The following is a 22,138-nucleotide window of genomic DNA, read 5'->3' on the forward strand; positions in this document are numbered from 1 at the left end:
CTGCGCGGGCACGGCCGCTTCTAGGATGGCTGGGCAAGCACCTAGCTCTCACCCAAGGAGGATGCCGTGCCCGCACCGCTTCCCCATGAATTCCTGCCATCGGTCCCCGCGCTCGTGGTCGAGAGCGACGACATCCAGGACGGCGAACGCCTGCCCGACCTCCACGTCTTCAACGACTGGGGCATGACGGGCGGCAACCTGTCGCCGCACCTGCGCTGGTCCGGTGCTCCCGATGGCACCCGCGGCTACGCCGTCACCTGCTTCGACCCCGACGCGCCCACCGGCAGCGGCTTCTGGCACTGGGTGCTGTTCGACCTGCCCGCCTCGGTGACCGAGCTGCCCACGGGCGCCGGCACGGCCCCCGACTTCAAGGGCCTGCCCGAGGGCGCCGTGCACGCCCGCACCGACTACGGCACCAAGGCGTACGGCGGCGCCGCCCCGCCGCCCGGTGACCCGCACCGCTACGTGTTCACCGTGCACGCGCTGAGCGTCGAGAAGCTGGGTGTGGACAGCGACGCCAGCCCCGCCGTGGTCGGCTTCAACATCAACGCCAATCTGCTGGCCCGCGGCTTCATCGTCGCCCACTTCGGCGTCTGATCAGCCCATCCGAGTGACCTTTTCCGACGGGCCTGCCGGTCCTTTCCCGGCAGGCCCTTTTTCACGCCCCCTTTTCCGGCGAACGCGTTCCGGCACGCGCCGCAGCGAGCGACCGTCCGCGAGACGTCGAGCGGCGTGCGCTTGCCGCAAGCGAACATCCGCCACTCCTTCGTGTTCGTGCCAGGGGAAGTCGCGGCCACTCCCCCTTCCTCGCCAGAGGTAGCGGATCCCATACGGAAAGTACCGGCCGGTCGACAAGAAAAGAGCGGCCCGGAGAATCCCGGACCGCTCTTCGTCTGTGCGACGGATGAAGACTTAGAAGTCCATGTCGCCGCCGCCGGGCATGCCCGCGCCGGCAGCAGCCGGAGCCTTCTCCGGCTTCTCGGCGATGACGGCCTCGGTGGTCAGGAACAGCGCCGCGATGGAGGCGGCGTTCTGCAGCGCGGAGCGCGTCACCTTGGCCGGGTCGATGATGCCGGACTCGAACATGTTGACGTACTCGCCGGTCGCGGCGTTGAGGCCCTCACCCGGGGTGAGGTTGCGGACGCGCTCGACCACGACGCCGCCCTCGAGGCCGGCGTTGACCGCGATCTGCTTGAGCGGCTCCTCCAGCGCCTTCTTGACGATGGCGGCACCGGTGGCCTCGTCGCCGTTGAGCTCCAGCTTGTCGAAGGCCTTGGCGCCGGCCTGCAGCAGCGCCACGCCACCGCCGGGGACGATGCCCTCCTCGACGGCCGCCTTCGCGTTGCGGACGGCGTCCTCGATGCGGTGCTTGCGCTCCTTGAGCTCGACCTCGGTGGCGGCACCGGCCTTGATGACGGCGACACCGCCGGCCAGCTTGGCCAGACGCTCCTGGAGCTTCTCGCGGTCGTAGTCGGAGTCGGTGCGCTCGATCTCGGCGCGGATCTCGTTGACCCGGCCGGCGATCTGCTCGGCGTCACCGGCGCCGTCGACGATCGTGGTCTCGTCCTTGGTCACGACGACCTTGCGGGCGCGGCCGAGCAGGTCGAGGGTGGCGTTCTCGAGCTTGAGACCGACCTCCTCGGCGATGACCTGGCCGCCGGTCAGGATCGCGATGTCGTTGAGCATCGCCTTGCGGCGGTCACCGAAGCCCGGAGCCTTGACGGCGACGGAGCGGAACAGGCCGCGGATCTTGTTGACGACCAGGGTGGCCAGGGCCTCGCCCTCGATGTCCTCGGCGATGATCAGCAGCGGCTTGCCCGACTGGACGACCTTGTCGAGCAGCGGCAGCAGGTCCTTGTTGGCGGAGACCTTGCTGTTGACGATCAGGATGTAGGGGTCTTCGAGAACGGCCTCCATGCGGTCGGAGTCGGTCACGAAGTACATCGAGGTCATGCCCTTGTCGAAGCGCATACCCTCGGTGAGCTCGAGCTCCAGGCCGAAGGTGTTGCTCTCCTCGACGGTGATGACGCCTTCCTTGCCGACCTTGTCCATCGCCTCGGCGATGAGCGAGCCGATCTCGGGGTCGGCGGCGGAGATGGAGGCGGTCGAAGCGATCTGCTCCTTGGTCTCCACGTCCTTGGCCAGCTTGGAGAGCTCCTCGCTGACGCGCTCGACGGCGGCCTCGATGCCCTTCTTCAGGGCCATCGGGTTGGCCCCGGCGGCGACGTTACGCAGACCCTCGCGCACCAGCGCCTGGGCGAGCACGGTGGCCGTGGTGGTGCCGTCACCGGCCACGTCGTCGGTCTTCTTGGCGACCTCCTTGACCAGCTCGGCGCCGATCTTCTCCCAGGGGTCCTCGAGCTCGATCTCCTTGGCGATGGACACACCGTCGTTGGTGATCGTGGGGGCGCCCCACTTCTTCTCCAGCACGACGTTGCGGCCCTTCGGGCCCAGGGTCACCTTCACGGCGTCGGCGAGCTGGTTCATACCGCGCTCGAGACCGCGCCGGGCGTCCTCGTCAAACGCGATCATCTTGGCTGCCATAAGGCTAGACCTCCCAGTTGCAGGGTGGCTTGTCGTGGACCGAGCCGACGCCCGCGACGGCATGGGTCAGCATCTCCTTCGGCAGACCCCATCGTCCCGATCCGGTGTTGGCACTCTACTGCACAGAGTGCCAACGAACTGTTTAGCACTCTACCCTGCCGAGTGCAAGCGAACGCCCCTGCTCTCCCTGCTTTCTCCCAGGTCAACGGCCTTTTGCTGGTCTGCGCTCATATGCGCCGGTACGGCGAGCCGCCGGGCGGCCCACCGTACGCGAGTCGACGAAAGAGTGATGAGGGCTCGCACGGACTGCGCTGCCGTGCGAACCCACCCGGTGCGTACCAGGTCGTGGATCAGACAGTGCGGACGGACTCCGCCTGCGGTCCCTTCTGGCCCTGCGTGATCTCGAACTCGACGCGCTGTCCCTGCTCGAGAGATCGGTACCCGTCCATCAGGATCGCTGAGTAATGGACGAATACATCCTTACCACCGTCTACCGCGATGAAGCCGTAGCCCTTGTCCGCGTTGAACCACTTGACGGTGCCCTGCGCCACTTCCGACTCCTCTTACTGGTCTACCAGATCTCGCCCATTCCTCCGCGAGACCTGTAATCGCCCGACTTAACGGAAAATCAGCCGGACGATCGCCTCGACCATACCTGTGGCAAGGGGTTTGGCAACAGAGTCAATCTGCAAACAGCCTATTTCACCCATCCGAAGGTCGTTCAACGTTGAATTGGGCCTGGAAAAGGAGAAGGCGCCCACTAGGGGCGCCTTCAGGATGTGATCCTCGACACTCAGCCGCCGGCGACGGCCGGGATGATGGAGATCTGAACGCCGTCGGGGGCCGGAGTGTCGAGCCCCTGGGCGAATCGGACGTCCTCTTCTCCCACGTAAACGTTGACAAAACGACGAATCTTGCCCGATTCATCCAGAATTCTGGCGCCGATGCCCGGGTAGTCCGCGTCGAGCTTGGTGAGCACGTCACGAAGAGTCGCGCCCTCGCCACTGACCTCGGCGTTGCCCCCGGTGTATGTGCGCAGAATGGTGGGAATCCGCACAGAAACGCTCATGGTTATAGTCGCCTTTCCTGATTGATCAGACAGTCGCGCGGAACGCGTCGAGGGAGGGCCGGATCACGGCCGTGGGTACGGCGTCGTCGCTGATCGCGTCGAGCGTCTTGAGCCCGTCACCGGTGTTGAGCACCACGGTCAGGGCCTCGGGGTCGAGCACGCCGTTCTCGGTGAGCTTCTTCAGCACGCCCACCGTGACGCCGCCCGCGGTCTCGGCGAAGACGCCCTCCGTCGAGGCCAGCAGCTTGATGGCGGCCACGATCTCCTCGTCGGTGACGTCCTCGACGGCCCCGCCGGTGCGCCGGGCGATGTCCAGCACGTACGGCCCGTCGGCCGGGTTGCCGATGGCCAGCGACTTGGCGATGGTGTCGGGCTTGACCGGCCGCACGACGTCGTGGCCCGCCTTGAACGCGGTGGACACCGGCGAGCACCCGGCCGCCTGCGCGCCGAAGATCTTGTACGGCGTGTCCTCGACGAGCCCCAGCTTGATGAGCTCCTGGAAGCCCTTGTCGATCTTCGTGAGCTGGGAGCCGGAGGCGATGGGGATGATGATCTGCTCGGGCAGCCGCCAGCCGAGCTGCTCGGCGATCTCGTACGCGAGCGTCTTGGAGCCCTCCGCGTAGTAGGGCCGCAGGTTGACGTTGACGAAGCCCCACTTGTCGCCGAGCGGGTCGCCGATGAGCTCCGAGCAGAACCGGTTGACGTCGTCGTACGTGCCCTCGATGCCGATGAGCTTGCCGCCGAAGACCCGCGCCATGGCGATTTTCGCCTGCTCCAGGTTGGCCGGGATGAACACGCACGCCTCCAGCCCGGCGCGCGCCGCGGCGGCGGTGACCGCGCCCGCGAGGTTGCCGGTGGAGGAGCAGGAAAGGGTGTGGAATCCGAAGTTCCTGGCCGCTTCCACGGCCATGGCGACGACCCGGTCTTTGAACGAGTGGGTGGGGTTGCCCGAGTCGTCCTTCACGTAAAGGGACTTGATTCCGAGCGTTCGACCGAGGTTTCCGGCCTTGACCAATTTCGTCCAGCCGGGGTTCATATTCGGCTTTTCGGTCACGTCGGCCGGCACCGGAAGCAGCGCCCGGTAACGCCAGATGTTGGCGGGACCCGATTCGATCTGTTCGCGGGTCACTTCGCCGAAGTCGTAGGCCGCCTCAAGCGGCCCGAAACACTCCAGACAGGCGAAGCTGGGACCCAGCGGGTAACGAGCGCCGCACTCGCGGCAGGACAGACCGACGGCAGGACCAAAGTCAAGCGACATGAAGCGAGGCCTTCCCTCATCTTCGCCCGCGGCCACCTTGACCGCGAACCGGAATTGGCACCTTGTCCCGGTCGGCCTCGCCAGGTCGCGAGTCTCGAAAGCCGGGAGGGTTGCCGGGGCTTCACAGGGCCGGTCCCTCCACCCCTCTGGATGAGCTGTATGAAGTTGTTGAATTGGACTCTACCCGCTGAAGTGGACGAAATTACCACCCGTCTCAAGATGTGAGACGGGTGGTCTCATCGGTAGTCCTCTCCCAGCACGCTCTGCACGTATTTGCGGGCCTGGTGGATGCGGGACTTCGCGGTGCCCAGCGGGATGCCGAGCTGCTCGGCCACCTCGTTGTAATCGAGCTGGACGATGTCGCGCAGCACCAGCGCCTGCGCGAGATCGGGCTTGTCGGCCTCCAGCGCCTCCATGGCGTCGAGCAGGTCGAGCCGCGAGCCCGCGATCACGCTGACCCGCCGCACGTCGGGCTTCTGCACGGGCAGCTCGTCCGAGCTCTGCTCGGCCGCCCGACGCTTGAGCGACCGGTACGTCGTGCGGGCGCAGTTGGCCGTCACGATGTGCAGCCACGTACTGAACCTGGCCCGCCCCTCGAAACGGCTGATATTGCGCGCGACGGCCAGCAACGTATCTTGCGAGGCCTCCTCCGCGTCCTGGTGATAAGGCAGGATTCGGGCGCAATGCCGCATCACATCGGGCTCTATCCGCGCCAGGAGCTCACCGAGTGCGCGATGGTCTCCGGCGGCGGCTGAGCGAGCGAGTTCCTCGGTTAGCTCATCAAGCGCCATAGCTGGGATCCTATGATCGAAAGGAGCCTGGATGAACAGCGTGCTGTTGGCCTCCAACAGGGGGCCGGTCTCCTTCACCGTCTCCGACGACGGCGAACTCACCATGAAGCGCGGCGGAGGCGGTCTCGTCTCCGGGCTGTCGGGCGTGGCCAAGGGCGACGGCGTGCTGTGGGTCTGCGCCGCGCTGTCCGACGGCGACCGCAGCGCCGTACGCCTGGCCGGCGGCGGCCGCATCGACCACGCCGGCTACGACACGGGCCCGATGCGCATGCTGGACATCGCGCCCGCCACCTTCCACCGCGCCTACAACGCGGTGGCCAACTCGACCCTGTGGTTCGTCAACCATCTGCTCTACGACATCCCCAACTCGCCCAATTTCGGCACCCGTTTCGAGCGCGAGTGGGAGTCCTACCGCGACTACAACGGCGCCTTCGCGCTGGCGCTCGCCGAAGAGGCCGGGCACGGCGCGCGCGTGATGGTGCAGGACTACCACCTTACGCTGACGCCGGCCATGCTCAGGGCCGAACGGCCGGACCTGCGCATCGCCCATTTCAGCCACACCCCCTGGGCACCGCCCGAGTACTTCTCCCTGCTGCCCGACGACGTCGCCAGAGAGGTGCTCGAAGGCATCCTCGGCGCCGACCACGCCGGGTTCCTCACCGACCGGTGGGCGCAGGCGTTCATGGACTGCTGCGAGCGGCTGCTCGGCGCCGAGGCCGACCGGGTCGGCCGCAGCGTCACCCACGCGGGCAGGACCACCCGCATCGGCGTCCACAGCCTGGGCGTGGACGGCGCGGCGCTGTGGGAGCGGGCCAGCGAGCCCGACGTCGAGTCGCACATGGCCGCGCTCAGGGAGCAGGTCGGCGAGCGCAAGCTGATCGTCCGCATCGACCGCACCGAGCTGTCGAAGAACATCGTGCGCGGGCTCATCGCCTACCGCGAGTTCCTCGCCGCACACCCCGAGTGGCACGGCCGCGTGGTGCACCTCGCCTTCGCCTACCCCAGCAGGCACGACCTGCCCGAATATCGCGAGTACACCGCCTCGGTGCAGCGCTGCGCCCAGGAGATCGAGGACGAGTACGCCACCGAGGACTGGGACCCGCTGATACTCAACGTCGACGACGACTACCCGCGCTCGCTGGCGGCCTACCGGCTGGCCGACGTGCTGCTGGTCAACCCCATCCGCGACGGCATGAACCTGGTGGCCAAGGAGGGCCCCGTGCTGTCGCCGCGCTGCGCGCTCGTGCTGTCGCGGGAGGCGGGGGCGGCGGCCGAGCTGGGCCCGCACGCGCTCATGGTGAACCCGTACGACATCAGCGGGACCGCCGCCGCCCTGCACCAGGCGCTGATGATGCCGGAGGACGAGCGGCGCATGCGCCGCGACAGGCTGCGCGCGGCCGCGACCGCGCTGCCGCCGCAGAAGTGGCTCGCCGCCCAGCTCGAAGCCCTGGCCTGAGATCATCGCCGTGCTCAGCGCCACCGGGCGCGCGCCAGCACGCCGGAAAGGCCCGGCGTGTTCCACTGGTCCACGACCAGGATCCGGGTCTGGGGCAGGTACCACTCGCGCTGGGTGAGGCGGGATTTGACCTTGCCCGTGGTGGAGCGGCAGACGACCGCCCACTCGCGGTAGGCCGCCTTGTGCCCCGGGCCGACCTGGCGCAGCCCCTGCACCCTCGGCTTCGCCGAGGCGAAGGACAGGCCCCACTTGCGGTCGGCCGGGCAGAGCTGCACGTCGGTCGCGGGGTAGAAGGGCGTCTTGCCGGTGTAGGGGTTGAAGCTCTCGTGCCCCACCTTGATCGCCTTGGGGCCGAGGATCCAGAACCCGTCGCATCCCGGAGTGAAGTAGCTCCCCTTCGGCTTGGCGCACCTGCCGGTGACCACGCGGGTCCAGTCGGAGCGGACCTCGTACACCCTCCACTCGGCCGGAAGCCGGAGCGTGAGCCCGCCTCTGAGCTCGAGCGTGCGGGTGGACGCGGCTTCGGCGGGCAGCGCCGTCAACAGCGCCGCCACCGGGGACAGCGAGACGAGAGCGGCCGCCGCCACTCCCGCGGCGGCGAAACGAGACGTGATCATGCGAGCACTGTACGGAGTCCCGCTTACTGACGGCTGAAAACCGCCTGTCCCGACCGAGGGCGAAAACCGCGGGACGGCCCGCAAGCGCGGCTCACGTGCCGCCGATCGCCGAGACCAGCTCTTCGAGCAGCGCCACCACGCCGTCGGGACCGTCCACCACGATGTCGGCACGCTCGGCGAGCGCGGTCACCTCGGCCGAGCCGCTGCACACGGTCACGCCGGGCAGCCCGGACGCGCGCACGGCCTCGAACGCCGCGAGATCGCCGAGGTCGTCGCCCACGAACATGACCGACCTCGCCGAACGCTCGGCCAGGAACAGACTGAGCGCCTGCCCCTTGTCCATGCCGGGCGGCCGCAGCTCCAGCACCATGCGGCCGGGCTCGACCACCAGGCCGTGCTCGCCGGCCAGCTTGGCCAGCGGCTCGCGCAGCGCCTCCAGCGTGCCCTCGGGGTCGGGGCTGCGCCGGGTGTGCACGGCCACGGCGCGCCTTTTGTCCTCGATGCTGACGCCGCGCACGCCGAGCGACTCCAGCAGCAGCGGCAGCTCGGCCTTCGCGCGCGGCACGCCGGGCGGCGGCGGTGGCGCGGAGATGCGGCCGTCCTCCCAGCGCTCGAAGCCGTAGTGGCCGAGCACCACCAGGCCGGGCACGTCGGCCAGGCCGGGACCGAGCTCCAGTGCGGTGGCCGCGGGCCTGCCGGTCACGATGGCCACCGCACGGACGCGGGCGCCCAGCTCGGCGAGCACGCCGGGCGCCTTCGGATGGATCACGGCCTGGGCCGGGTCGGGCACGATCGGCGACAGGGTGCCGTCGAAGTCGAGCCCGATCACGGCGCCCGCCGGATCGTTCACGATCGCTTCCATTGCAGGGATGTTCTTCACGCGGCTGCCGTACCCAGAGGGTCAGGGACGCATGCCGAGCCTCCTGGCCGCACGATCACGCCTGCGCGCAGAGCGTAATCTGCGCAACCGCTTGACCAGCATGGGGTCCTGTTCGAGCGCCTCAGGCCGGTCGATCAACTCGCCGAGAAGCTGGTAGTAGCGCGTGGCGGAGAAGCCGAACGTCTCCTTGATGGCCTGCTCCTTAGCGCCCGCGTAGCGCCACCACTGGCGCTCGAAGGCGAGGAGATCGAGATCGCGTTGGGTAAGTGGTCGTCGGGACGGTTCCTGGGCAGCATTGTCACCGCTGAGCGGTGCTCCCATGGTGTCCTCCTCGAAAGGGGCGGGTGACGATCTCGCCGCCCGCACGCGGCCCGTTCGCCATCGTAATGTGCGAAGTGCGGCTGTTCACGATGGATTGGGAGACGTACAGTCACGAAATGTGACCTCTGTCATCACGCTCCTCACCGACTACGGGTTAGAGGATGGGTATGTGGCGGCCTGTCATGGAGTGATCGCCCGGCTGGCCCCGGAGGCCAGGGTGATCGACGTCTGCCACCTGATCCCCGCGGGCGACGTGCGGCGCGGCGCGGCGGTCCTGGCGCAGACGATTCCGTACCTTCCCGAGGGTATCCACATCGGCGCGGTCGATCCCGGAGCGGGTGGCTCCCGGCGCGCGGTGGCCATCGAGGCGGGCGGCCGGGTGTTCATCGGGCCCGACAACGGGCTGCTGTCGTGGGCGGTGCACGCCGGCGGCGGCGCGCGGGCGGCGTACGAGATCAGCAACGACGACTGCTTCCTGCGCCCCGCATCCCCGACGTTCCCTGGACGCGACGTGTTCGCGCCGGTGGCCGCGCACCTGTACGGCGGGCTGGCCCTAGCCGAGGTAGGGCCGCAGGTACCGGTGTCCGGGCTGGTCACGCTGCCCGAGCCGACCACGGTGCTGCGCGACGGCTCGGTGGAGGGCGAGGTGGTCTCGGTGGACCGCTTCGGCAACACGCAGTTGTCCATCGGCGCGGGCGATCTGCAGGCGCTGGGCGTGCGGGTGGGCGACACGCTGGGGGTCTGGCTGGGGCGGCGGCGGTTCTCGCTGCCGTATCGGGAGACGTACGCGGCGGTGCCGCCGGGCGAGCTGGTGGCCTTCACGGACTCGGCGGGGCTGATCGCGATCGCGGTCAACTGCGGCGACGCGGCCCAGCGGCTGGGACTCCCGCCCGGCGCGCACGTCCGACTTTCACCTACTTATAGGAAATAGAAGACAGTTCGGAACTACTCCACGTATCGGACTGTTTACGGAAGCGTCCTTACGTCGGCGCACACGCGTGTCAGAATGCGAGCTGACCGGAGGTCCCTCCCCTCCTGCCGAGGTCGACGTGTTCCAGTTGTCCGTTGTACTGATCTTGCTGCTGTCCGCGGCCTGGCCCGCTCCCGTCACCCCCGTCTCCGAACGCTGGCGCTCCTGGCCGGTGGCCCGCATCTTCCCGCCGCTGGTGCCTGGGCACAGCCCGTCGGGGGCGCGGGTCACGTACGTGCTGGCCGGGGTCGCGCCCGAGACCGCCTGCGCGTCCGCCTTCCAGCCCGGCGCCGTGCGGCCGGGCTGCCGCGTCGCCCTGCGCGCCACGTACGCCGACAGCACGCAGACCTTCGTCGTCACCGCCGGCATCGGCGTGCTCGACGGCCCCGGGACGCCCGTCCACCGCTCGGGGCGGCCCGCGACCGTGCGGCCGGCGGCGTTCTCCGGCGGTCCCGCCGCGCGCTTCGGCGACCGGCAGTACGTCACCGGCGTGGTGCTCGGCTCGGGCGAGCGTTACGTGGTGGCGACGGCGGCCGGGTACGCCGACGGGCGGGCGTACCGGCCGGGCGCGCCCGTCCCCTCCCGCCTGCGCGGCGCCGCCCGCCAGGTCGCGACCGCACTGCACCAGGCGCTGACGCGATGAAACCGATCGTCGCATGCCTGGTGTCGGCCGCGCTCCTCGCCGGGAGCGCTCCCGCGGCGTTCGCCGGCGGCATGGGAGACGGCGCGGGAGACGGCGCTGACGAGGTGGCCGCGGCCGCGAGGGCCGGGCAGTGGCAGCTCGGCGCGCTGCGCCTGTCCGAGGCGTGGCGGACCACCAAGGGCGAGGGCGTCACGGTGGCGGTGCTCGACACCGGTGTCAACGCCGACCACCCCGACCTGAAAGGCGCCGTCGTCCAGGGCCCCGACCTGACCGCACCCGGCGGATCGGGGAACGGGCGGCGCTGGGGGCCGCACGGCACAGCGATGGCCGGGCTGATCGCCGGCCGCGGGCACGGCGAGGGTCACAAGGGCGGGGTGCTCGGCATCGCGCCCGCCGCCCGGGTGCTGTCGATCAGGGTCACGCTGGAGAACGGCGACCCGCGCCGCGCCCGCAGCCGCCCGAGCTGGCGCGACGCGCTGGCCAGAGGCATCAGGTACGCCGCCGACCACGGCGCCGGCGTGATCAGCATGTCCCTCGGCGGCGGCAGCGGCGCGTGGGAGGGCTCGGCCGCCGAGGAGGAGGCCGTCCAGTACGCCATCGCCAAGGGCGCGGTGCTCGTGGCGTCGTCGGGCAACGACGGCGCCACGGAGAACAGGAAGAACTTCCCCGCCGCCTACCCCGGGGTGATCGCCGTGGGCGCGGTGGACCGGCGCGGCAGGGTGGCCCGCTTCTCCAACAGGCAGGACTACGTGTCGGTGGTCGCGCCGGGCACGGACATCGTCACGGCCGACGGCGACGGCTCGTACGTGGTGAGCGACGGCACCAGCTCGGCCGCCGCCATGGTGGCGGGCATCGCCGCGCTCATCAAGTCGGCGCATCCGCACCTGTCGCCGTACCACGTGCGGATGGCCATCGAGATGGGCACCAGGCGGCGACCGGGCCAGGACGGCTACAGCCCCGCCTACGGTCACGGGGTGGCGAACGCGGCGCTCGCGCTGCGCGCGGCCGCCAGGCTGGCCGCCCCCACCGCCGCGCCGCCGCGTCCCGGGCCGTACTTCGGCTCCGGCCCCGCCTCCAGGACGGCGGTGGTCGCGGGGATGGTGGTGCTGGCGATCGCGATGTCGGGGTGGGTGGTGCTGCGGTCCCAGTCGCGGCGCGGGGATTCGACCTAGCAAGCCCGGCGCGGCTCCTGCCCCAACCCGCGCTGCCGGCCTGGCCGCGAACCAGGGCCTGTTCGGCCACGGCTCGGCGCTGATCGCCACGGCCTGAGAACGCGAAGACCCCCTGGGGCTCCCCAGGGGGTCTCCATGTGTCGGTTCAGCCCGCGTGCACCACGTCGTGCGTTTCGGCGAAGTGGCAGGCGCTCTCGTGCCCGATGCCGGGCCTGATCTGCAGCAGCGGCTCCTCCTCCGCGCAGATCTCCTGCGCCTTCCAGCAGCGGGTGCGGAAGCGGCAGCCGCTCGGCGGGTTGGCCGGCGAGGGCGGGTCGCCCTGGAGGATGATCCGCTCCCGCTGCTCGCGCCCCTCGGGGTCGGGCACCGGCACCGCCGACAGCAGCGCCTGCGTGTACGGGTGCGCGGGACGGTCGTAGATCTCGGCGTCCTTGCCCAGCTCCACGAACTTGCCCAGGTACATCACGCCCACGCGGTCGGAGATGTGGCGCACCACCGACAGGTCGTGGGCGATGAAGATGTAGGCCAGGCCGAACTCGTTCTGCAGCCGCTCCAGCAGGTTGACCACCTGCGCCTGGATCGACACGTCCAGCGCGGAGACCGGCTCGTCACAGACGATGATCTCCGGCTGCAGCGCCAGACCACGGGCGATGCCGATGCGCTGCCGCTGGCCGCCGGAGAACTGGTGCGGGTAGCGGTTGATGTGGTCGGGGTTGAGGCCGACCACCTCCAGCAGCTCCTGCACCTTCTTGCGCCGATCGCCCTTGGGCGCCACCTCGGTGTGGATCTCGAACGGCTCGCCGACGATGTCGCCGACGGTCATCCGGGGGTTCAGCGAGGTGTACGGGTCCTGCATCACCATCTGGATGTTGCGGCGCATGCGCTTGAGCTCGGCGCCCCTGGCCTTGGCGATGTCCCGGCCGTTGATCAGCACCGAGCCCGACGTCGGCCGCTCCAAGGCCATGAGCAGCTTGGCCAGCGTGGACTTGCCGCAGCCCGACTCGCCCACGATGCCCAGCGTCTCGCCCTTGTGCAGGTCGAACGAGACGCCGTCGACGGCCTTGATCGCGCCGACCTGCTTCTTGAAGAGGATGCCCTGGGTCAGCGGGAAGTGCTTGACCAGGTCGCGTACCTGCAGGATGGCCTCACTGCCGCTCGCCATCGAGGACCTCCCTCCAGTAGTGGCAGGCGCTGCCGCGCGTGCCGCTGATCTCGTACAGCGGGGGGGCGTCGGTCTGGCAGTTGTCCTGACGGAACGGGCACCGAGGATGGAACGCGCACCCCTTCGGCAGGTTCAGCAGGTTGGGCGGCAGGCCCTTGATCGCGTACAGCTCCTGGCCCTTCTGGTCGACCCTGGGGATCGAGTCCAGCAGGCCCTTGGTGTACGGGTGCGCGGGGGCCTTGTAGATGTCGTACACCGGGGCGTGCTCGACGATGCGGCCGCCGTACATGACCGCGATCTTGTCGGCCACGTCGGCCACGACGCCGAGGTCGTGGGTGATGAGGATCAGGCCCATCTGGCTCTCGCGCTGCAGCTCGGCCAGCAGCTCCATGATCTGGGCCTGCACGGTCACGTCGAGCGCCGTGGTCGGCTCGTCGGCGATCAGCACCTCGGGGTCCAGCGCGATCGACATGGCGATCATGATGCGCTGGCGCATACCGCCGGAGAACTGGTGCGGGTAGTCGTTCACCCGCTGCTTGGCGGCCGGGATGCGGACCCGGTCCATCAGCTCGACGGCCTTCTTCATGGCGTCGGACTTGGACATGCCCCGGTGGACCCGGAACATCTCGCTGATCTGCCAGCCCACGGTGAACACCGGGTTGAGCGCGGACAGCGCGTCCTGGAAGATCATCGCGATCCGCTGGCCGCGCACCTGCGTGCGCGCCTCCTCCGACAGCTTGAGCAGGTCGGTGCCCTTGAAGCGGATCTGCCCCTTGGGGATCACCGCCGGCGGCATGTCGAGGATGCCCATGATGGCCTGCGCCGTCACCGACTTGCCCGAGCCCGACTCGCCCAGCACCGCGAGCGTCTCGCCGGGGTTGACCGTGTAGCTCACGCCGTTGACCGCTCGTACGACGCCGGCCCGCGTGTGGAACTCCACGTGCAGGTCGTCGACCGCGAGCAGCGGCCCGTCGCCCGGCCCTCCCTCGGCGGGCAACACATCCGTTTGCGTCTTCTTCACGTGATCCCCCCTTCTACCTGAGCTTCGGGTCGAGCGCGTCGCGCACCGCGTCGCCCAGCATGATGAACGCGAGCACGGTGATGCTCAGGAACACGGCGGGGAACACCAGCGGCAGCGGCGCCTCAAGGAACCTGTTGCGCGCGTCGGCGATCATCAGGCCCCACGAGATGTCCGGCGACTGCACGCCCACGCCCAGGAACGACAGCGCCGCCTCGGCGGCGATGAACGTGCCCAGGTTGATCGTGGCGACCACGATGACCGGCGCCAGCGAGTTCGGCAGCAGGTGACGGAACATGATCCGGCCCGCTCCCGCGCCCAGCGCTCTCGCGGCGACCACGAAGTCCTGGCTCTTCGCCGTGATCACCGCCGCCCGCATGATACGGAAGACCATCGGCCAGCCGAGCACCGTCATCGCCAGGATGACCAGCAGGATGCTGTTGGCCTTGCCGCGGAAGGTGGCCGCGATCAGCAGCGCGCCGAGGATCGAGGGGATCGCGAAGAAGATCTCCGTGACCCGCGAGGCGACCGTGTCGGTCACGCCGCCGCGGAAACCGGCGATGATGCCGAGCAGACCACCGATGAGCGTGGTCATGAGCGTGGTGAGCACGCCGATGACGATCGAGTTGCGAGCGCCGTAGATGGTCCTGGCGTAGACGTCGCAGCCCAGGTTGTCGCGGCCGAACAGGTGACCCGGCCCGGGACCCTGCCGCGCCGTGGACAGGTCGCAGGTCCTGGCGTTGTACGGGTCGATCGCGCTGAACAGCGACGGCCAGAACGACATGACCAGCAGGACCAGAATGATGATCACCGAGATGATGAACATCGGACGGCGCCGCAGGTCGTGCCAGGCGTCGGTCCACAGGCTGGCGGGCTTGCCGCCCTTGCCTTCACCGCCCTCGGGCTCGGTTGCTGGGGCGGCGACCGTGTCGGGGACCAGCGTCTGCGTCTCCGGGAGTCCTGGCCCGCCCGTTGGGGTTGGGTTACTCATAGCGGATCCTCGGGTCGAGCACGGCGTACAACAAGTCGACGACCAGGTTGGCCAGGATGTAGATCAGCACCAGGATGGTGACGATCCCGACGACAACCGGCTGCTCACGCAAGTAGACCGAGGTGAAGAGCTGGTTGCCGATTCCGTGGAGGTTGAAGATCGTCTCTGTGATCACCGCGCCGCCCATGAGGTTACCGAGGTCGGCGCCCAGATAGGTGACCACCGGGATCAGCGCGTTGCGCAGGCCGTGCCTGCCGATGACGCGCCGCCTGGTCAGGCCCTTGGCGACGGCCGTGCGAATGTAGTCCGCCCGCAGCGTCTCGACCAGGCTCGTCCTGGTGAGCCTGGTCAGGTACGCGACGGACACGCCGGCCAGCACGAAGCCCGGCAGCAGGTAGCTGCGCAGGCCCGCGAACGTGCCCGCGACGGGGAAGATGTCCACGCCCGTCCACTGCCTGAGCTGCACGCCCAGCACGAGCTGGAGCACGAAACCGGTCACCAGCGTGGGCACCGAGATCAGCAGCAGGGTGGAGGCCAGGATCATGGTGTCGGTGGCCCGGCCGCGGCGCAGCGCCGCCCACAGGCCGAGGCCGACGCCGATGAGCGCCTCCATGACCAGGGCGACCAGTGCGAGGTTCAGCGTGACCTGGAACTTGCCGGCGAGCATCTCCGAGACCGGCACGTCGGCGAAGTTGACGCCGAAGTCGCCCCTGAAGAGCACGCCGCTGATGTAGTACCAGTACTGCAGAAGCAGCGGATCGTTGAGGTGGTACTGCTCGCGCAGCACCTCGGCCACGGCCGGATCCGGCCGCTTGTCCCCGAACAGTGCCGCGATGGGGTCGCCGGGCAGCGCGAAGACGATGCAGAAGATGAGTAGCGTGGCGCCGAGCAGGACGGGTATCGCCTGGATCAAGCGCCTGATGACATAACGGCCCATTAAGCCCTCCGGTACACACTTGGAGGCAGCCCTCGGAGTCCGTGATTCAGCCGGTCCGAGTGACTGCCTCCAAGCTCAGCCCTCCGACGGGCGGGCGGCAAGAGCCGCCCGCCGGGCGAACGACGTCAGGCCTTCTCGATGTCCGCCCACTCAATCTGGTTCAGCAGATTGAGCTTGACGTTCTTGACCTTGGTGGAGTGGCCGAAGTTGCTCCGGTAGAAGTAAACCGGGATGTAGGGGAGGTCCTTCAGCAGGATGTCGTCGGCCTGCTGGTAGAACTTCAGACCCTCCTCGGCGGTCGGCGCCTGGTCGCCCTTGGCCACCAGCTCGTCGAACTCCTTGTTGGAGTAGCCGCCGTAGTTGGAGCCGGTGGCGATCGCACCGGTGCCGAAGATCGGGGTCAGGTAGTTCTCGGCCGACGGGTAGTCGATGGCCCAGCCCATACGGAACAGGCCCTTGTACTCCTTGGCGTCCAGGGCGTCCAGGATGCCCTGGAACTTCTCGAACGGCTTCGGCGTGACCTCGATGCCCAGGTTCGCCCGCAGGTTGTTGGCGACGGCCTCGATCCACTCCTTGTGGCCACCGTCGGCGTTGTACCCGAGCTCGATGCTCTTGGGGCCACCGGCCTGCTCGTACAGCTTCTTGGCCTCGGCCGGGTTGTACGTGCACGCCTCGCAGGCGCCCTGGCGGTAGCCGGGGATGGCCGGGTTGATGAAGTCGTCGGCGGGGGCGCGGGTGCCGGAGAAGACCGTGTCGGCGATCGTCTTCCGGTCGATGGCCATGGAGATGGCCCGGCGGACGTCGACGTTCTCGAAGTCCTTGTTGTACTTCAGCGGGACGCCGATGTAGCCGACGGAGGCGTCGGGCTCGTCGAAGTAACGGTCACCGAGGACGGACTTGGCGGTGGCGATGGCGGTCGCCGGCAGGGAGTCGTGGATGTCCAGTTCCTCGGCCTGCAGGTCGTTCCAGGCGGTCTCGGAGCTGGTGTAGACCTTGAACTGGAGCTTGGTCCAGTTCGACGGCTTCTTGCCGGGGAACTTGTCGTAGACCGACAGCTCGATGGTCGGGTCGGTGCCCTTCTTGTACGGCTTGTCGAGCTTGAACAGGCCCTGCCCGATCGGCTTCTCACCGTACTCCTGCGTGACCTTGCCGTCGGGGCCGATCGCCGACTCCGGCATCGGGTAGAAGCAGGTGTAGCCGAGCATCGTCTTGAACTGCGAGAACGGCGCGGACAAGGTGACCTCGAGCGTCAGGTCGTCGACGACCTTCAGGCCCTTCATCTCCTTGGCGGTCGGCTTCTTGCCCTCACCCGGGTGGACGTCCTCGTAGCCCTCGATGCGGCCGAAGAAGTAGGACGACGACATGGCGTTGTCCTGGTACGCGGCGTAGTTCCACGCACGCGCATAGTCGGCCGCGGTGACGGGCTTGCCGTCGTGCCACGTGTAGCCGGGCTTCAGCTTGATCGTCCAGACCTTGCTGTCCTCAGTCGTGATCGACTCGGCGGCCTCCTCGACCGGCTGCTTGTTCTCGTCGTAACGCACGAGCGGAGAGAAGACGGCTGCGAGAACCTCAGAGCCCTCGGTCTCAGTGGTGTTCTGCGGGTTCAGGAGCTCCTGGGGCTCTCCGATCTCCATGCGGACCGGCGTGTCTGAGCCGCCCGCGGCGGTGCCACCGTTGTCCGAGGCACCGCCGCCACACGCGGCAACCGCGAGGGCGAGCAGCGCGGTACCGGCGACGATCCGTGCGCCCTTAGTAACACGCATGGTGAAAGAATTCCTCCCTCTACAGGTTGGGCGCCAAGCGCTGAGCTGCGGTGATCGTGAGCAGCCTGACGGGGAGTTCCTGGTATCCCCCCGGATTTGGCTGACATGGTCAAACCAGCCGACGCCCTGCCAGTCGATCGCGACTATCCCTTACTCCTTGCCACCAGGGAGTCTCTGGCGCGTTGCAGTTCGGTCACACGTGTGCCTATCCAGCGTCACAGACAATCCGCCTGATGCCTCGCAAATAGTACAAAACTCAACAGACCGACCAAGCCGGGGTGTGAACAGTCGATGAAAATTACCCCCTACAGGACCGTGGTCGCGCCTCCGCCCCCGCGCGCCCGCTCCCTGAGCTACGGTTGACCAGGTCTTGGCAGCGCCTTGGAACCCGGCGCCGCCTTCGATCGTCCAACTGTCTGTCGTCGATCCGTACGACAGGCACCCCACCCACCGGGATCCAATAGAGTCCTTGCCATGAGCCAGCCGGAATCCGCTGTCGCGGACGCCCAGGCGGGCGGCCGAAGCGGGCAGGAGCCGCTGGCCAAGCTCGCCCAGAGATACGGACTTCGCCGTGCCATCGCGCGGCCGAGGTTCCCTGTATATCTGCGCCAGCTGTGGGAGCGGCGACACTTCATCCTGACGTACGCGACCTCGCGCAACGTCTCGAAATACTCCAGCTCCACCCTCGGGCAGCTCTGGCAGGTGCTGACCCCGCTGCTCAACGCCGCCATCTACTTCCTGATGTTCGGCCTCATCCTGGGCGGCGGCAAGGACATCGAGAACTACCCGGCGTTCCTGCTGACCGGGATGTTCATCTTCACCTACACCCAGCGCACGGTCACCGCGGGCGCCAAGTCGATCTCCAGCAACCTGTCGCTCATCAGGGCGCTGCACTTCCCGAGGGCCTCGCTGCCACTGGCCTACACGATCCAAGAGCTCCAGCAGCTCGTGATCTCGATGGCCGTGCTGCTGGTCCTGGTCGTCATCACCGGCGAGATGCCCACGTGGTTCTGGCTCATGATCCCCGTGGTGCTCCTGCTGCAGACGTTCTTCAACATCGGGGCCGGCCTGATCGTCGCCCGGCTCGGTGCGACGATGCGCGACCTCAACCAGCTGCTGCCCTTCATCACCCGCACCTGGCTGTACGCCTCCGGCGTCTTCTTCTCCATTCAGGACAAGGTCGTGGGGTCGGCGCACCTGCCCCAATGGGTGGCCGATGTGATGTATCTCAACCCGGCCGCGTCGTTCATCGAGTGGATGCGCGAGATCCTCATCGCCACCTACAGGCCCGAGTTCGGCCACCACCCCCCGCCGATGGTGTGGATGTCTTGCGTATTCTGGGCGGTGTTCGCACTCGGCTTCGGCTTCTGGTACTTCTGGCGGTCCGAAGAGAGGTACGGGCGTGGCTGAACTGACCAAGGAGCTGTCACAGGTGAAGGGCGACAAGCCCGCCGTCCCCGGCAAGGACGCCAAGAAGCGTCCCGCCCCGGAGCCTTCGGGCAAGCGGCCCCTCGACGTACCCACGGGCACGCCCACGGTCATCGTCGACGACCTCCACATCGTCTACCGCGTCTACGGCGCCGCCACCGACGCCGAGAAGGGCAACGCGGTCAACGCGCTCACGCGCATTCTCAAGCGCCAGGGCCGCCCGCAGATGAAAGAGGTCCACGCGGTCAAGGGCGTGACGTTCGTGGCCTACCACGGCGACGCCATCGGCATCGTGGGCCGCAACGGCTCGGGCAAGTCCACGCTGCTGCGCGCCATCGCCGGCCTGCTGCCCCCGCACAAAGGCGCCGTCTACACCGACGGCCAGCCCTCGCTGCTCGGCGTCAACGCGGCTCTGATGCGCGAGCTGACCGGTGAGCGCAACATCGTCCTCGGCTGCTACGCCATGGGCATGACGCCCGCCGAGGTCAAGGAGAAGTACCAGGAGATCGTCGACTTCTCGGGCATCGACGAGTTCGTCCAGCTGCCCATGTCCACCTACTCCTCCGGCATGGGCGCCCGCCTGCGCTTCGCCATCTCCTCCGCCAAGACCCACGACGTCCTCCTCATCGACGAGGCGCTGGCGACCGGTGACCGCGAGTTCCGCAAGAAGAGCGAGGCCCGCATCCGCCAGATCCGCGAGCAGGCCGGCACCGTCTTCCTCGTGGCCCACGACCTGAGGGTCATCGAGGAGACCTGCAACCGCGTCATCTGGCTGCACAAGGGCAAGATCCGGATGGACGGCGACCCCAAGGAGGTCATCGCCGCCTACAACAAGGGCTGAGCCCCGTCACTCTTCCTAGGACCCCCGCTCCTGATGGCGGGGGTTTCGCATGTCCAGGTCCGATTCGATCCTCCGTGCGAAACGGGAGCGACGCCTGGGGCGAAAGACTGACAGCGCGGTGACCGTTCCGCTAGAATTCGAACGTCAATTCGATCCGAGGAACGGTGATGGAGTGGGGGCGCGCCATGGGAGAGCTGTCGGCCGCGATTGACCACCTGGCCTCCGAAGACGTCTCCGAGATCCCGCGGATGCAGCTGGCCGAGCAGCTGCTGGAGCTGCACTGGCAGATGGCCCGGCTGCAGGCCCAGATCGCCCGCCGCACGGGCGTCCGCATCCCCTGAGCGCCGCAGGGAGGCTATCCCCCTGAGCGCCCGCAGGAGAGCGCCGTACGCGCCTCTCCCGGGCTCTCAGAGGCCGATGGGGCCACAGGACCGATGAGCGTCGCTTGGGCCGGGCATGCGAAAGCCGCCGACCCCCTGGGGGCCGGCGGCGGGGCGGGGCTCGCGTGGCGCCGCTGCCCTGCAGTGGCGGCGCCGCGCGCGAGCACGCCCGGGGCGAGGGCGCGTCCGCCCTGGCCCGTCATCGGACCGTCCGCGCGGTGCGAAGGTCCCTACGTCATCCCCTGCGCGTCAGTGCACCGGACGTCCGGCACCTGAGACGACCTGGTCGCGCTGCCGCGCTCGGCCACGGCCACCGATGCCCCGCTGATAAGGGGAGCACCGGACCGGCCGGAGACGACCCGCCACAGCGGCCGGAGCACCCGAAGGAGGTCCCGGCCCGCCGAAGGCGTGATCTGTGTGGTGGCGGTCGATCCCGTAAGAGAGGGACACCGGCCCGCCAGGAGCGGCACCTGCTCGTGGCCGCCGGCCTCTCGCCGGGAAGCGCTGGATCCGCCGGAGGCGGATTGCCGCGGCGTTCCGGCCTTCCGCCGAGGAAGTGCCGGACCGCCGGAAGCGGGACCTGTGGCACCCCGCGAGGAGCGCCGGACCCGCCGGAAGCGGGACCTGTGGCGCCCTGCGAGGAGCGCCGGACCCGCCGGAGGGGGAATCCGCCGTGTCACGACCGGTCGTTCCACTGCGGGGAACGCCGATCGCAGGAAGGGAGCCCGTCATGGGGAGCGCGCGAAGCGCGTCGTGTCGCCGGACGGAGACGAGGGCGTCGGCACCTAGAAGACGCCCGCGGACCTCCATACCGGCTCACCGGACGAGTCACGCTCGCGAGCCCACCCGGCCCGCGGGCTTAGTGGTGGGCGGCCACGCCGCGCACCGATCCGGTCAGCGCGTCGGTGGTCCAGCCCAAAGCGGTGACCACGTCGCTGTAGGCCCCGGCGGCCTTGACGCCGCGGCTCGCGACGAAGGCGGCGGAGCCCGACACGAGCGGCGCGAGCTCGTCCACGGCGACGGCCTGCGAGGTCGCGGGCAGCGCCTCGACGACCGGCGCGACCTCGGCGGGCGCGACCTTGCCGACCACCGGCGCGAGCCGGCCGTTCCCCGCGTGCGGCAGCGCCTGCGCGGCGGCCTCGCTCAGCCCGGCCACGAAGCGGTCGGCCGAGACGGCCTGCAGGCTCTTGGTGGCGCTCTTGACGGTGCCGGCGGTGAGGACGCCGGCGTCGGCGACGCCGCTGCCGGAGCCCGGCAGCAGGGCGGTGCCGGGCAGCCCGCCGAACGCGCCGCCGACCGGCGAGGCCAGGACACCGTTCACCGTGCTGAACGCCGCCTCGGCCGGGACAGCGCGATCGGCCTTGACGGACGGCTGCGCCATGCGCGCCGCGCCCAGGAGGGGCAGCGACGAGGTCAGGGCGCCGCCGCCGAAGGCCATGTTGGAGACGATGGGCGAGATCTCGGGAATCGGACCGCCGGTGCGGGTGATGTCCTCGAACCCGTTGCCCCTGGCATCGGCCCGACGCTGCGCCTGCAGCTCGCTGAGCCTGTCGCGCTCGACCTCGCTCATCTGCCTGGAGGGGAGGGCGACGGACTTGGCCTTGCCGAGCAGGCCGCCCAGCAGGTCGCCGCCCAGCAGATCGCCGCCGGTCAGGCCGCCGAGGATGCCGCCGAGCGGGCCTGCCGCAGTGGTGCCCCCGGCGTCGACCGTCGCGTGCGCGGCGGTCTCCTTTTGACCATCGGCTTGCGCCGGCACGGCCATGGCCGCCGCCGCCAAGCCGAATGCTGTGACGGCCAGGGCCGTCTTGACTACTCGATTCATGGTTGCCTTCCCGGCTCGTGATCGATCGCTCTCGAATGCGATGGAAATGCGAATCGATAACCCCCGTATGCCGTC

Annotated in this window: 22 protein-coding genes and 1 riboswitch; of the genes, 8 read left to right on the forward strand and 14 right to left on the reverse strand. The window is 68.9% G+C overall.

Annotated elements, in window-relative coordinates:
* Positions 1-66: 66 nt before the first annotated feature.
* Complete coding sequence (locus AB0K67_RS34005; protein ID WP_364068315.1) at positions 67-597, forward strand: YbhB/YbcL family Raf kinase inhibitor-like protein; 531 nt, start codon at positions 67-69, stop codon at positions 595-597.
* Positions 598-912: 315 nt separating this feature from the next.
* Here AB0K67_RS34005 and groL read toward each other — a convergent pair whose 3' ends face one another.
* From groL to AB0K67_RS34030, 5 genes are all read right to left on the reverse strand, one after another.
* Positions 913-2,544, reverse strand: a complete 1,632-nt coding sequence (gene groL / locus AB0K67_RS34010; protein ID WP_364068317.1) for a chaperonin GroEL — start codon at positions 2,542-2,544, stop codon at positions 913-915.
* A 350-nt stretch (positions 2,545-2,894) separates the two neighbouring features.
* Positions 2,895-3,095 (reverse strand): cold-shock protein, encoded by a 201-nt coding sequence (locus AB0K67_RS34015; RefSeq protein WP_043633553.1) that lies wholly within the window; start codon positions 3,093-3,095, stop codon positions 2,895-2,897.
* 242 nt (positions 3,096-3,337) lie between these two features.
* The gene (locus tag AB0K67_RS34020) at positions 3,338-3,613 is read right to left on the reverse strand and encodes a MoaD/ThiS family protein (RefSeq protein ID WP_364068319.1); all 276 of its coding nucleotides are present in this window, start codon (positions 3,611-3,613) and stop codon (positions 3,338-3,340) included.
* Between the two features lie 25 nt (positions 3,614-3,638).
* Positions 3,639-4,871, reverse strand: coding sequence for a threonine synthase (gene thrC, locus AB0K67_RS34025; RefSeq protein WP_364068321.1), 1,233 nt, complete (start codon positions 4,869-4,871; stop codon positions 3,639-3,641).
* A 13-nt stretch (positions 4,872-4,884) separates the two neighbouring features.
* A riboswitch (SAM riboswitch) is annotated at positions 4,885-5,028 on the reverse strand.
* A 79-nt stretch (positions 5,029-5,107) separates the two neighbouring features.
* Positions 5,108-5,662, reverse strand: a complete 555-nt coding sequence (locus AB0K67_RS34030; protein WP_364068323.1) for an RNA polymerase sigma factor — start codon at positions 5,660-5,662, stop codon at positions 5,108-5,110.
* A 31-nt stretch (positions 5,663-5,693) separates the two neighbouring features.
* Between AB0K67_RS34030 and AB0K67_RS34035 the strand changes: the two genes are divergently transcribed.
* Positions 5,694-7,118, forward strand: a complete 1,425-nt coding sequence (locus AB0K67_RS34035) for a trehalose-6-phosphate synthase (protein ID WP_364068325.1) — start codon at positions 5,694-5,696, stop codon at positions 7,116-7,118.
* Positions 7,119-7,132: 14 nt separating this feature from the next.
* On the opposite strand, the gene AB0K67_RS34040 is transcribed toward AB0K67_RS34035, so the two are convergent.
* From AB0K67_RS34040 to AB0K67_RS34050, 3 genes are all read right to left on the reverse strand, one after another.
* Complete coding sequence (locus AB0K67_RS34040) at positions 7,133-7,735, reverse strand: hypothetical protein (protein ID WP_364068327.1); 603 nt, start codon at positions 7,733-7,735, stop codon at positions 7,133-7,135.
* A 91-nt stretch (positions 7,736-7,826) separates the two neighbouring features.
* Positions 7,827-8,597: a trehalose-phosphatase gene (otsB, locus tag AB0K67_RS34045; RefSeq protein WP_364068329.1), complete on the reverse strand. Its 771-nt coding sequence runs from the start codon at positions 8,595-8,597 to the stop codon at positions 7,827-7,829.
* 39 nt (positions 8,598-8,636) lie between these two features.
* Positions 8,637-8,936, reverse strand: a complete 300-nt coding sequence (locus tag AB0K67_RS34050; RefSeq protein WP_364068331.1) for a DUF3263 domain-containing protein — start codon at positions 8,934-8,936, stop codon at positions 8,637-8,639.
* Between the two features lie 118 nt (positions 8,937-9,054).
* Between AB0K67_RS34050 and AB0K67_RS34055 the strand changes: the two genes are divergently transcribed.
* The 3 genes from AB0K67_RS34055 (at position 9,055) to AB0K67_RS34065 (ending at position 11,721) form a co-directional block, all read left to right on the forward strand.
* The gene (locus AB0K67_RS34055; protein WP_364068333.1) at positions 9,055-9,867 is read left to right on the forward strand and encodes an SAM-dependent chlorinase/fluorinase; all 813 of its coding nucleotides are present in this window, start codon (positions 9,055-9,057) and stop codon (positions 9,865-9,867) included.
* 127 nt (positions 9,868-9,994) lie between these two features.
* The gene (locus AB0K67_RS34060) at positions 9,995-10,549 is read left to right on the forward strand and encodes a hypothetical protein (protein WP_364068335.1); all 555 of its coding nucleotides are present in this window, start codon (positions 9,995-9,997) and stop codon (positions 10,547-10,549) included.
* The gene (locus AB0K67_RS34065) at positions 10,546-11,721 is read left to right on the forward strand and encodes a S8 family serine peptidase (protein ID WP_364068337.1); all 1,176 of its coding nucleotides are present in this window, start codon (positions 10,546-10,548) and stop codon (positions 11,719-11,721) included. Before AB0K67_RS34060 ends, AB0K67_RS34065 begins: the two co-directional genes overlap by 4 nt.
* A 145-nt stretch (positions 11,722-11,866) precedes the next feature.
* Here AB0K67_RS34065 and AB0K67_RS34070 read toward each other — a convergent pair whose 3' ends face one another.
* The 5 genes from AB0K67_RS34070 to AB0K67_RS34090 form a co-directional block, all read right to left on the reverse strand.
* Positions 11,867-12,883, reverse strand: coding sequence for a dipeptide ABC transporter ATP-binding protein (locus AB0K67_RS34070; RefSeq protein WP_364068339.1), 1,017 nt, complete (start codon positions 12,881-12,883; stop codon positions 11,867-11,869).
* A complete protein-coding gene (locus AB0K67_RS34075; RefSeq protein WP_364068341.1) occupies positions 12,867-13,904 on the reverse strand; it encodes an ABC transporter ATP-binding protein in 1,038 nt (345 codons plus the stop codon). Before AB0K67_RS34075 ends, AB0K67_RS34070 begins: the two co-directional genes overlap by 17 nt.
* 13 nt (positions 13,905-13,917) lie before the next feature.
* Positions 13,918-14,892 (reverse strand): ABC transporter permease, encoded by a 975-nt coding sequence (locus tag AB0K67_RS34080; protein WP_364068343.1) that lies wholly within the window; start codon positions 14,890-14,892, stop codon positions 13,918-13,920.
* Positions 14,885-15,829 carry an ABC transporter permease gene (locus AB0K67_RS34085; protein ID WP_364068345.1) on the reverse strand — a complete coding sequence of 315 codons (945 nt, stop codon included), beginning with the start codon at positions 15,827-15,829 and terminating at the stop codon, positions 14,885-14,887. The genes AB0K67_RS34080 and AB0K67_RS34085 overlap by 8 nt, the downstream gene beginning before the upstream one ends.
* A 125-nt stretch (positions 15,830-15,954) precedes the next feature.
* Positions 15,955-17,463 (reverse strand): ABC transporter substrate-binding protein, encoded by a 1,509-nt coding sequence (locus AB0K67_RS34090; RefSeq protein ID WP_364068347.1) that lies wholly within the window; start codon positions 17,461-17,463, stop codon positions 15,955-15,957.
* A gap of 603 nt (positions 17,464-18,066) precedes the next feature.
* Here AB0K67_RS34090 and AB0K67_RS34095 point away from each other — a divergent pair.
* The 3 genes from AB0K67_RS34095 to AB0K67_RS34105 all read left to right on the forward strand — a co-directional run bounded on the left by AB0K67_RS34095 (position 18,067) and on the right by AB0K67_RS34105 (position 20,202).
* A complete protein-coding gene (locus AB0K67_RS34095; protein WP_364068349.1) occupies positions 18,067-19,002 on the forward strand; it encodes an ABC transporter permease in 936 nt (311 codons plus the stop codon).
* On the forward strand, positions 18,995-19,861 hold the full coding sequence (locus tag AB0K67_RS34100) for an ABC transporter ATP-binding protein (protein ID WP_364068351.1): 867 nt from the start codon (positions 18,995-18,997) through the stop codon (positions 19,859-19,861). The genes AB0K67_RS34095 and AB0K67_RS34100 overlap by 8 nt, the downstream gene beginning before the upstream one ends.
* Before the next feature lie 167 nt (positions 19,862-20,028).
* Positions 20,029-20,202 (forward strand): hypothetical protein, encoded by a 174-nt coding sequence (locus AB0K67_RS34105; RefSeq protein WP_364068353.1) that lies wholly within the window; start codon positions 20,029-20,031, stop codon positions 20,200-20,202.
* An 898-nt stretch (positions 20,203-21,100) separates the two neighbouring features.
* Here AB0K67_RS34105 and AB0K67_RS34110 read toward each other — a convergent pair.
* Entirely contained in the window at positions 21,101-22,063 is a 963-nt protein-coding gene (locus tag AB0K67_RS34110; RefSeq protein ID WP_364068355.1) for a hypothetical protein, read from the reverse strand.
* Between the last annotated feature and the right edge of the window lie 75 nt (positions 22,064-22,138).

This window comes from Nonomuraea sp. NPDC052634 (assembly GCF_040678535.1).
Taxonomy (GTDB): Bacteria; Actinomycetota; Actinomycetes; order Streptosporangiales; family Streptosporangiaceae; genus Nonomuraea; species Nonomuraea fastidiosa.

Bases quoted from the DNA above. Each gene is read 5' to 3' on its own strand.
- AB0K67_RS34070 (WP_364068339.1), bottom strand. From the start codon at position 12,883: ATGGCGAGCGGCAGTGAGGCCATCCTGCAGGTACGCGACCTGGTCAAG.
- AB0K67_RS34065 (WP_364068337.1), top strand. From the start codon at position 10,546: ATGAAACCGATCGTCGCATGCCTGGTGTCGGCCGCGCTCCTCGCCGGG.
- AB0K67_RS34085 (WP_364068345.1), bottom strand. From the start codon at position 15,829: ATGGGCCGTTATGTCATCAGGCGCTTGATCCAGGCGATACCCGTCCTG.
- AB0K67_RS34040 (WP_364068327.1), bottom strand. From the start codon at position 7,735: ATGATCACGTCTCGTTTCGCCGCCGCGGGAGTGGCGGCGGCCGCTCTC.
- AB0K67_RS34105 (WP_364068353.1), top strand. From the start codon at position 20,029: ATGGAGTGGGGGCGCGCCATGGGAGAGCTGTCGGCCGCGATTGACCAC.
- AB0K67_RS34080 (WP_364068343.1), bottom strand. From the start codon at position 14,892: ATGAGTAACCCAACCCCAACGGGCGGGCCAGGACTCCCGGAGACGCAG.
- AB0K67_RS34090 (WP_364068347.1), bottom strand. From the start codon at position 17,463: ATGGAGATCGGAGAGCCCCAGGAGCTCCTGAACCCGCAGAACACCACT.
- thrC (WP_364068321.1), bottom strand. From the start codon at position 4,871: ATGTCGCTTGACTTTGGTCCTGCCGTCGGTCTGTCCTGCCGCGAGTGC.
- AB0K67_RS34030 (WP_364068323.1), bottom strand. From the start codon at position 5,662: ATGGCGCTTGATGAGCTAACCGAGGAACTCGCTCGCTCAGCCGCCGCC.
- AB0K67_RS34050 (WP_364068331.1), bottom strand. From the start codon at position 8,936: ATGGGAGCACCGCTCAGCGGTGACAATGCTGCCCAGGAACCGTCCCGA.
- groL (WP_364068317.1), bottom strand. From the start codon at position 2,544: ATGGCAGCCAAGATGATCGCGTTTGACGAGGACGCCCGGCGCGGTCTC.
- AB0K67_RS34110 (WP_364068355.1), bottom strand. From the start codon at position 22,063: ATGAATCGAGTAGTCAAGACGGCCCTGGCCGTCACAGCATTCGGCTTG.
- otsB (WP_364068329.1), bottom strand. From the start codon at position 8,597: ATGGAAGCGATCGTGAACGATCCGGCGGGCGCCGTGATCGGGCTCGAC.
- AB0K67_RS34020 (WP_364068319.1), bottom strand. From the start codon at position 3,613: ATGAGCGTTTCTGTGCGGATTCCCACCATTCTGCGCACATACACCGGG.
- AB0K67_RS34035 (WP_364068325.1), top strand. From the start codon at position 5,694: ATGAACAGCGTGCTGTTGGCCTCCAACAGGGGGCCGGTCTCCTTCACC.
- AB0K67_RS34095 (WP_364068349.1), top strand. From the start codon at position 18,067: ATGAGCCAGCCGGAATCCGCTGTCGCGGACGCCCAGGCGGGCGGCCGA.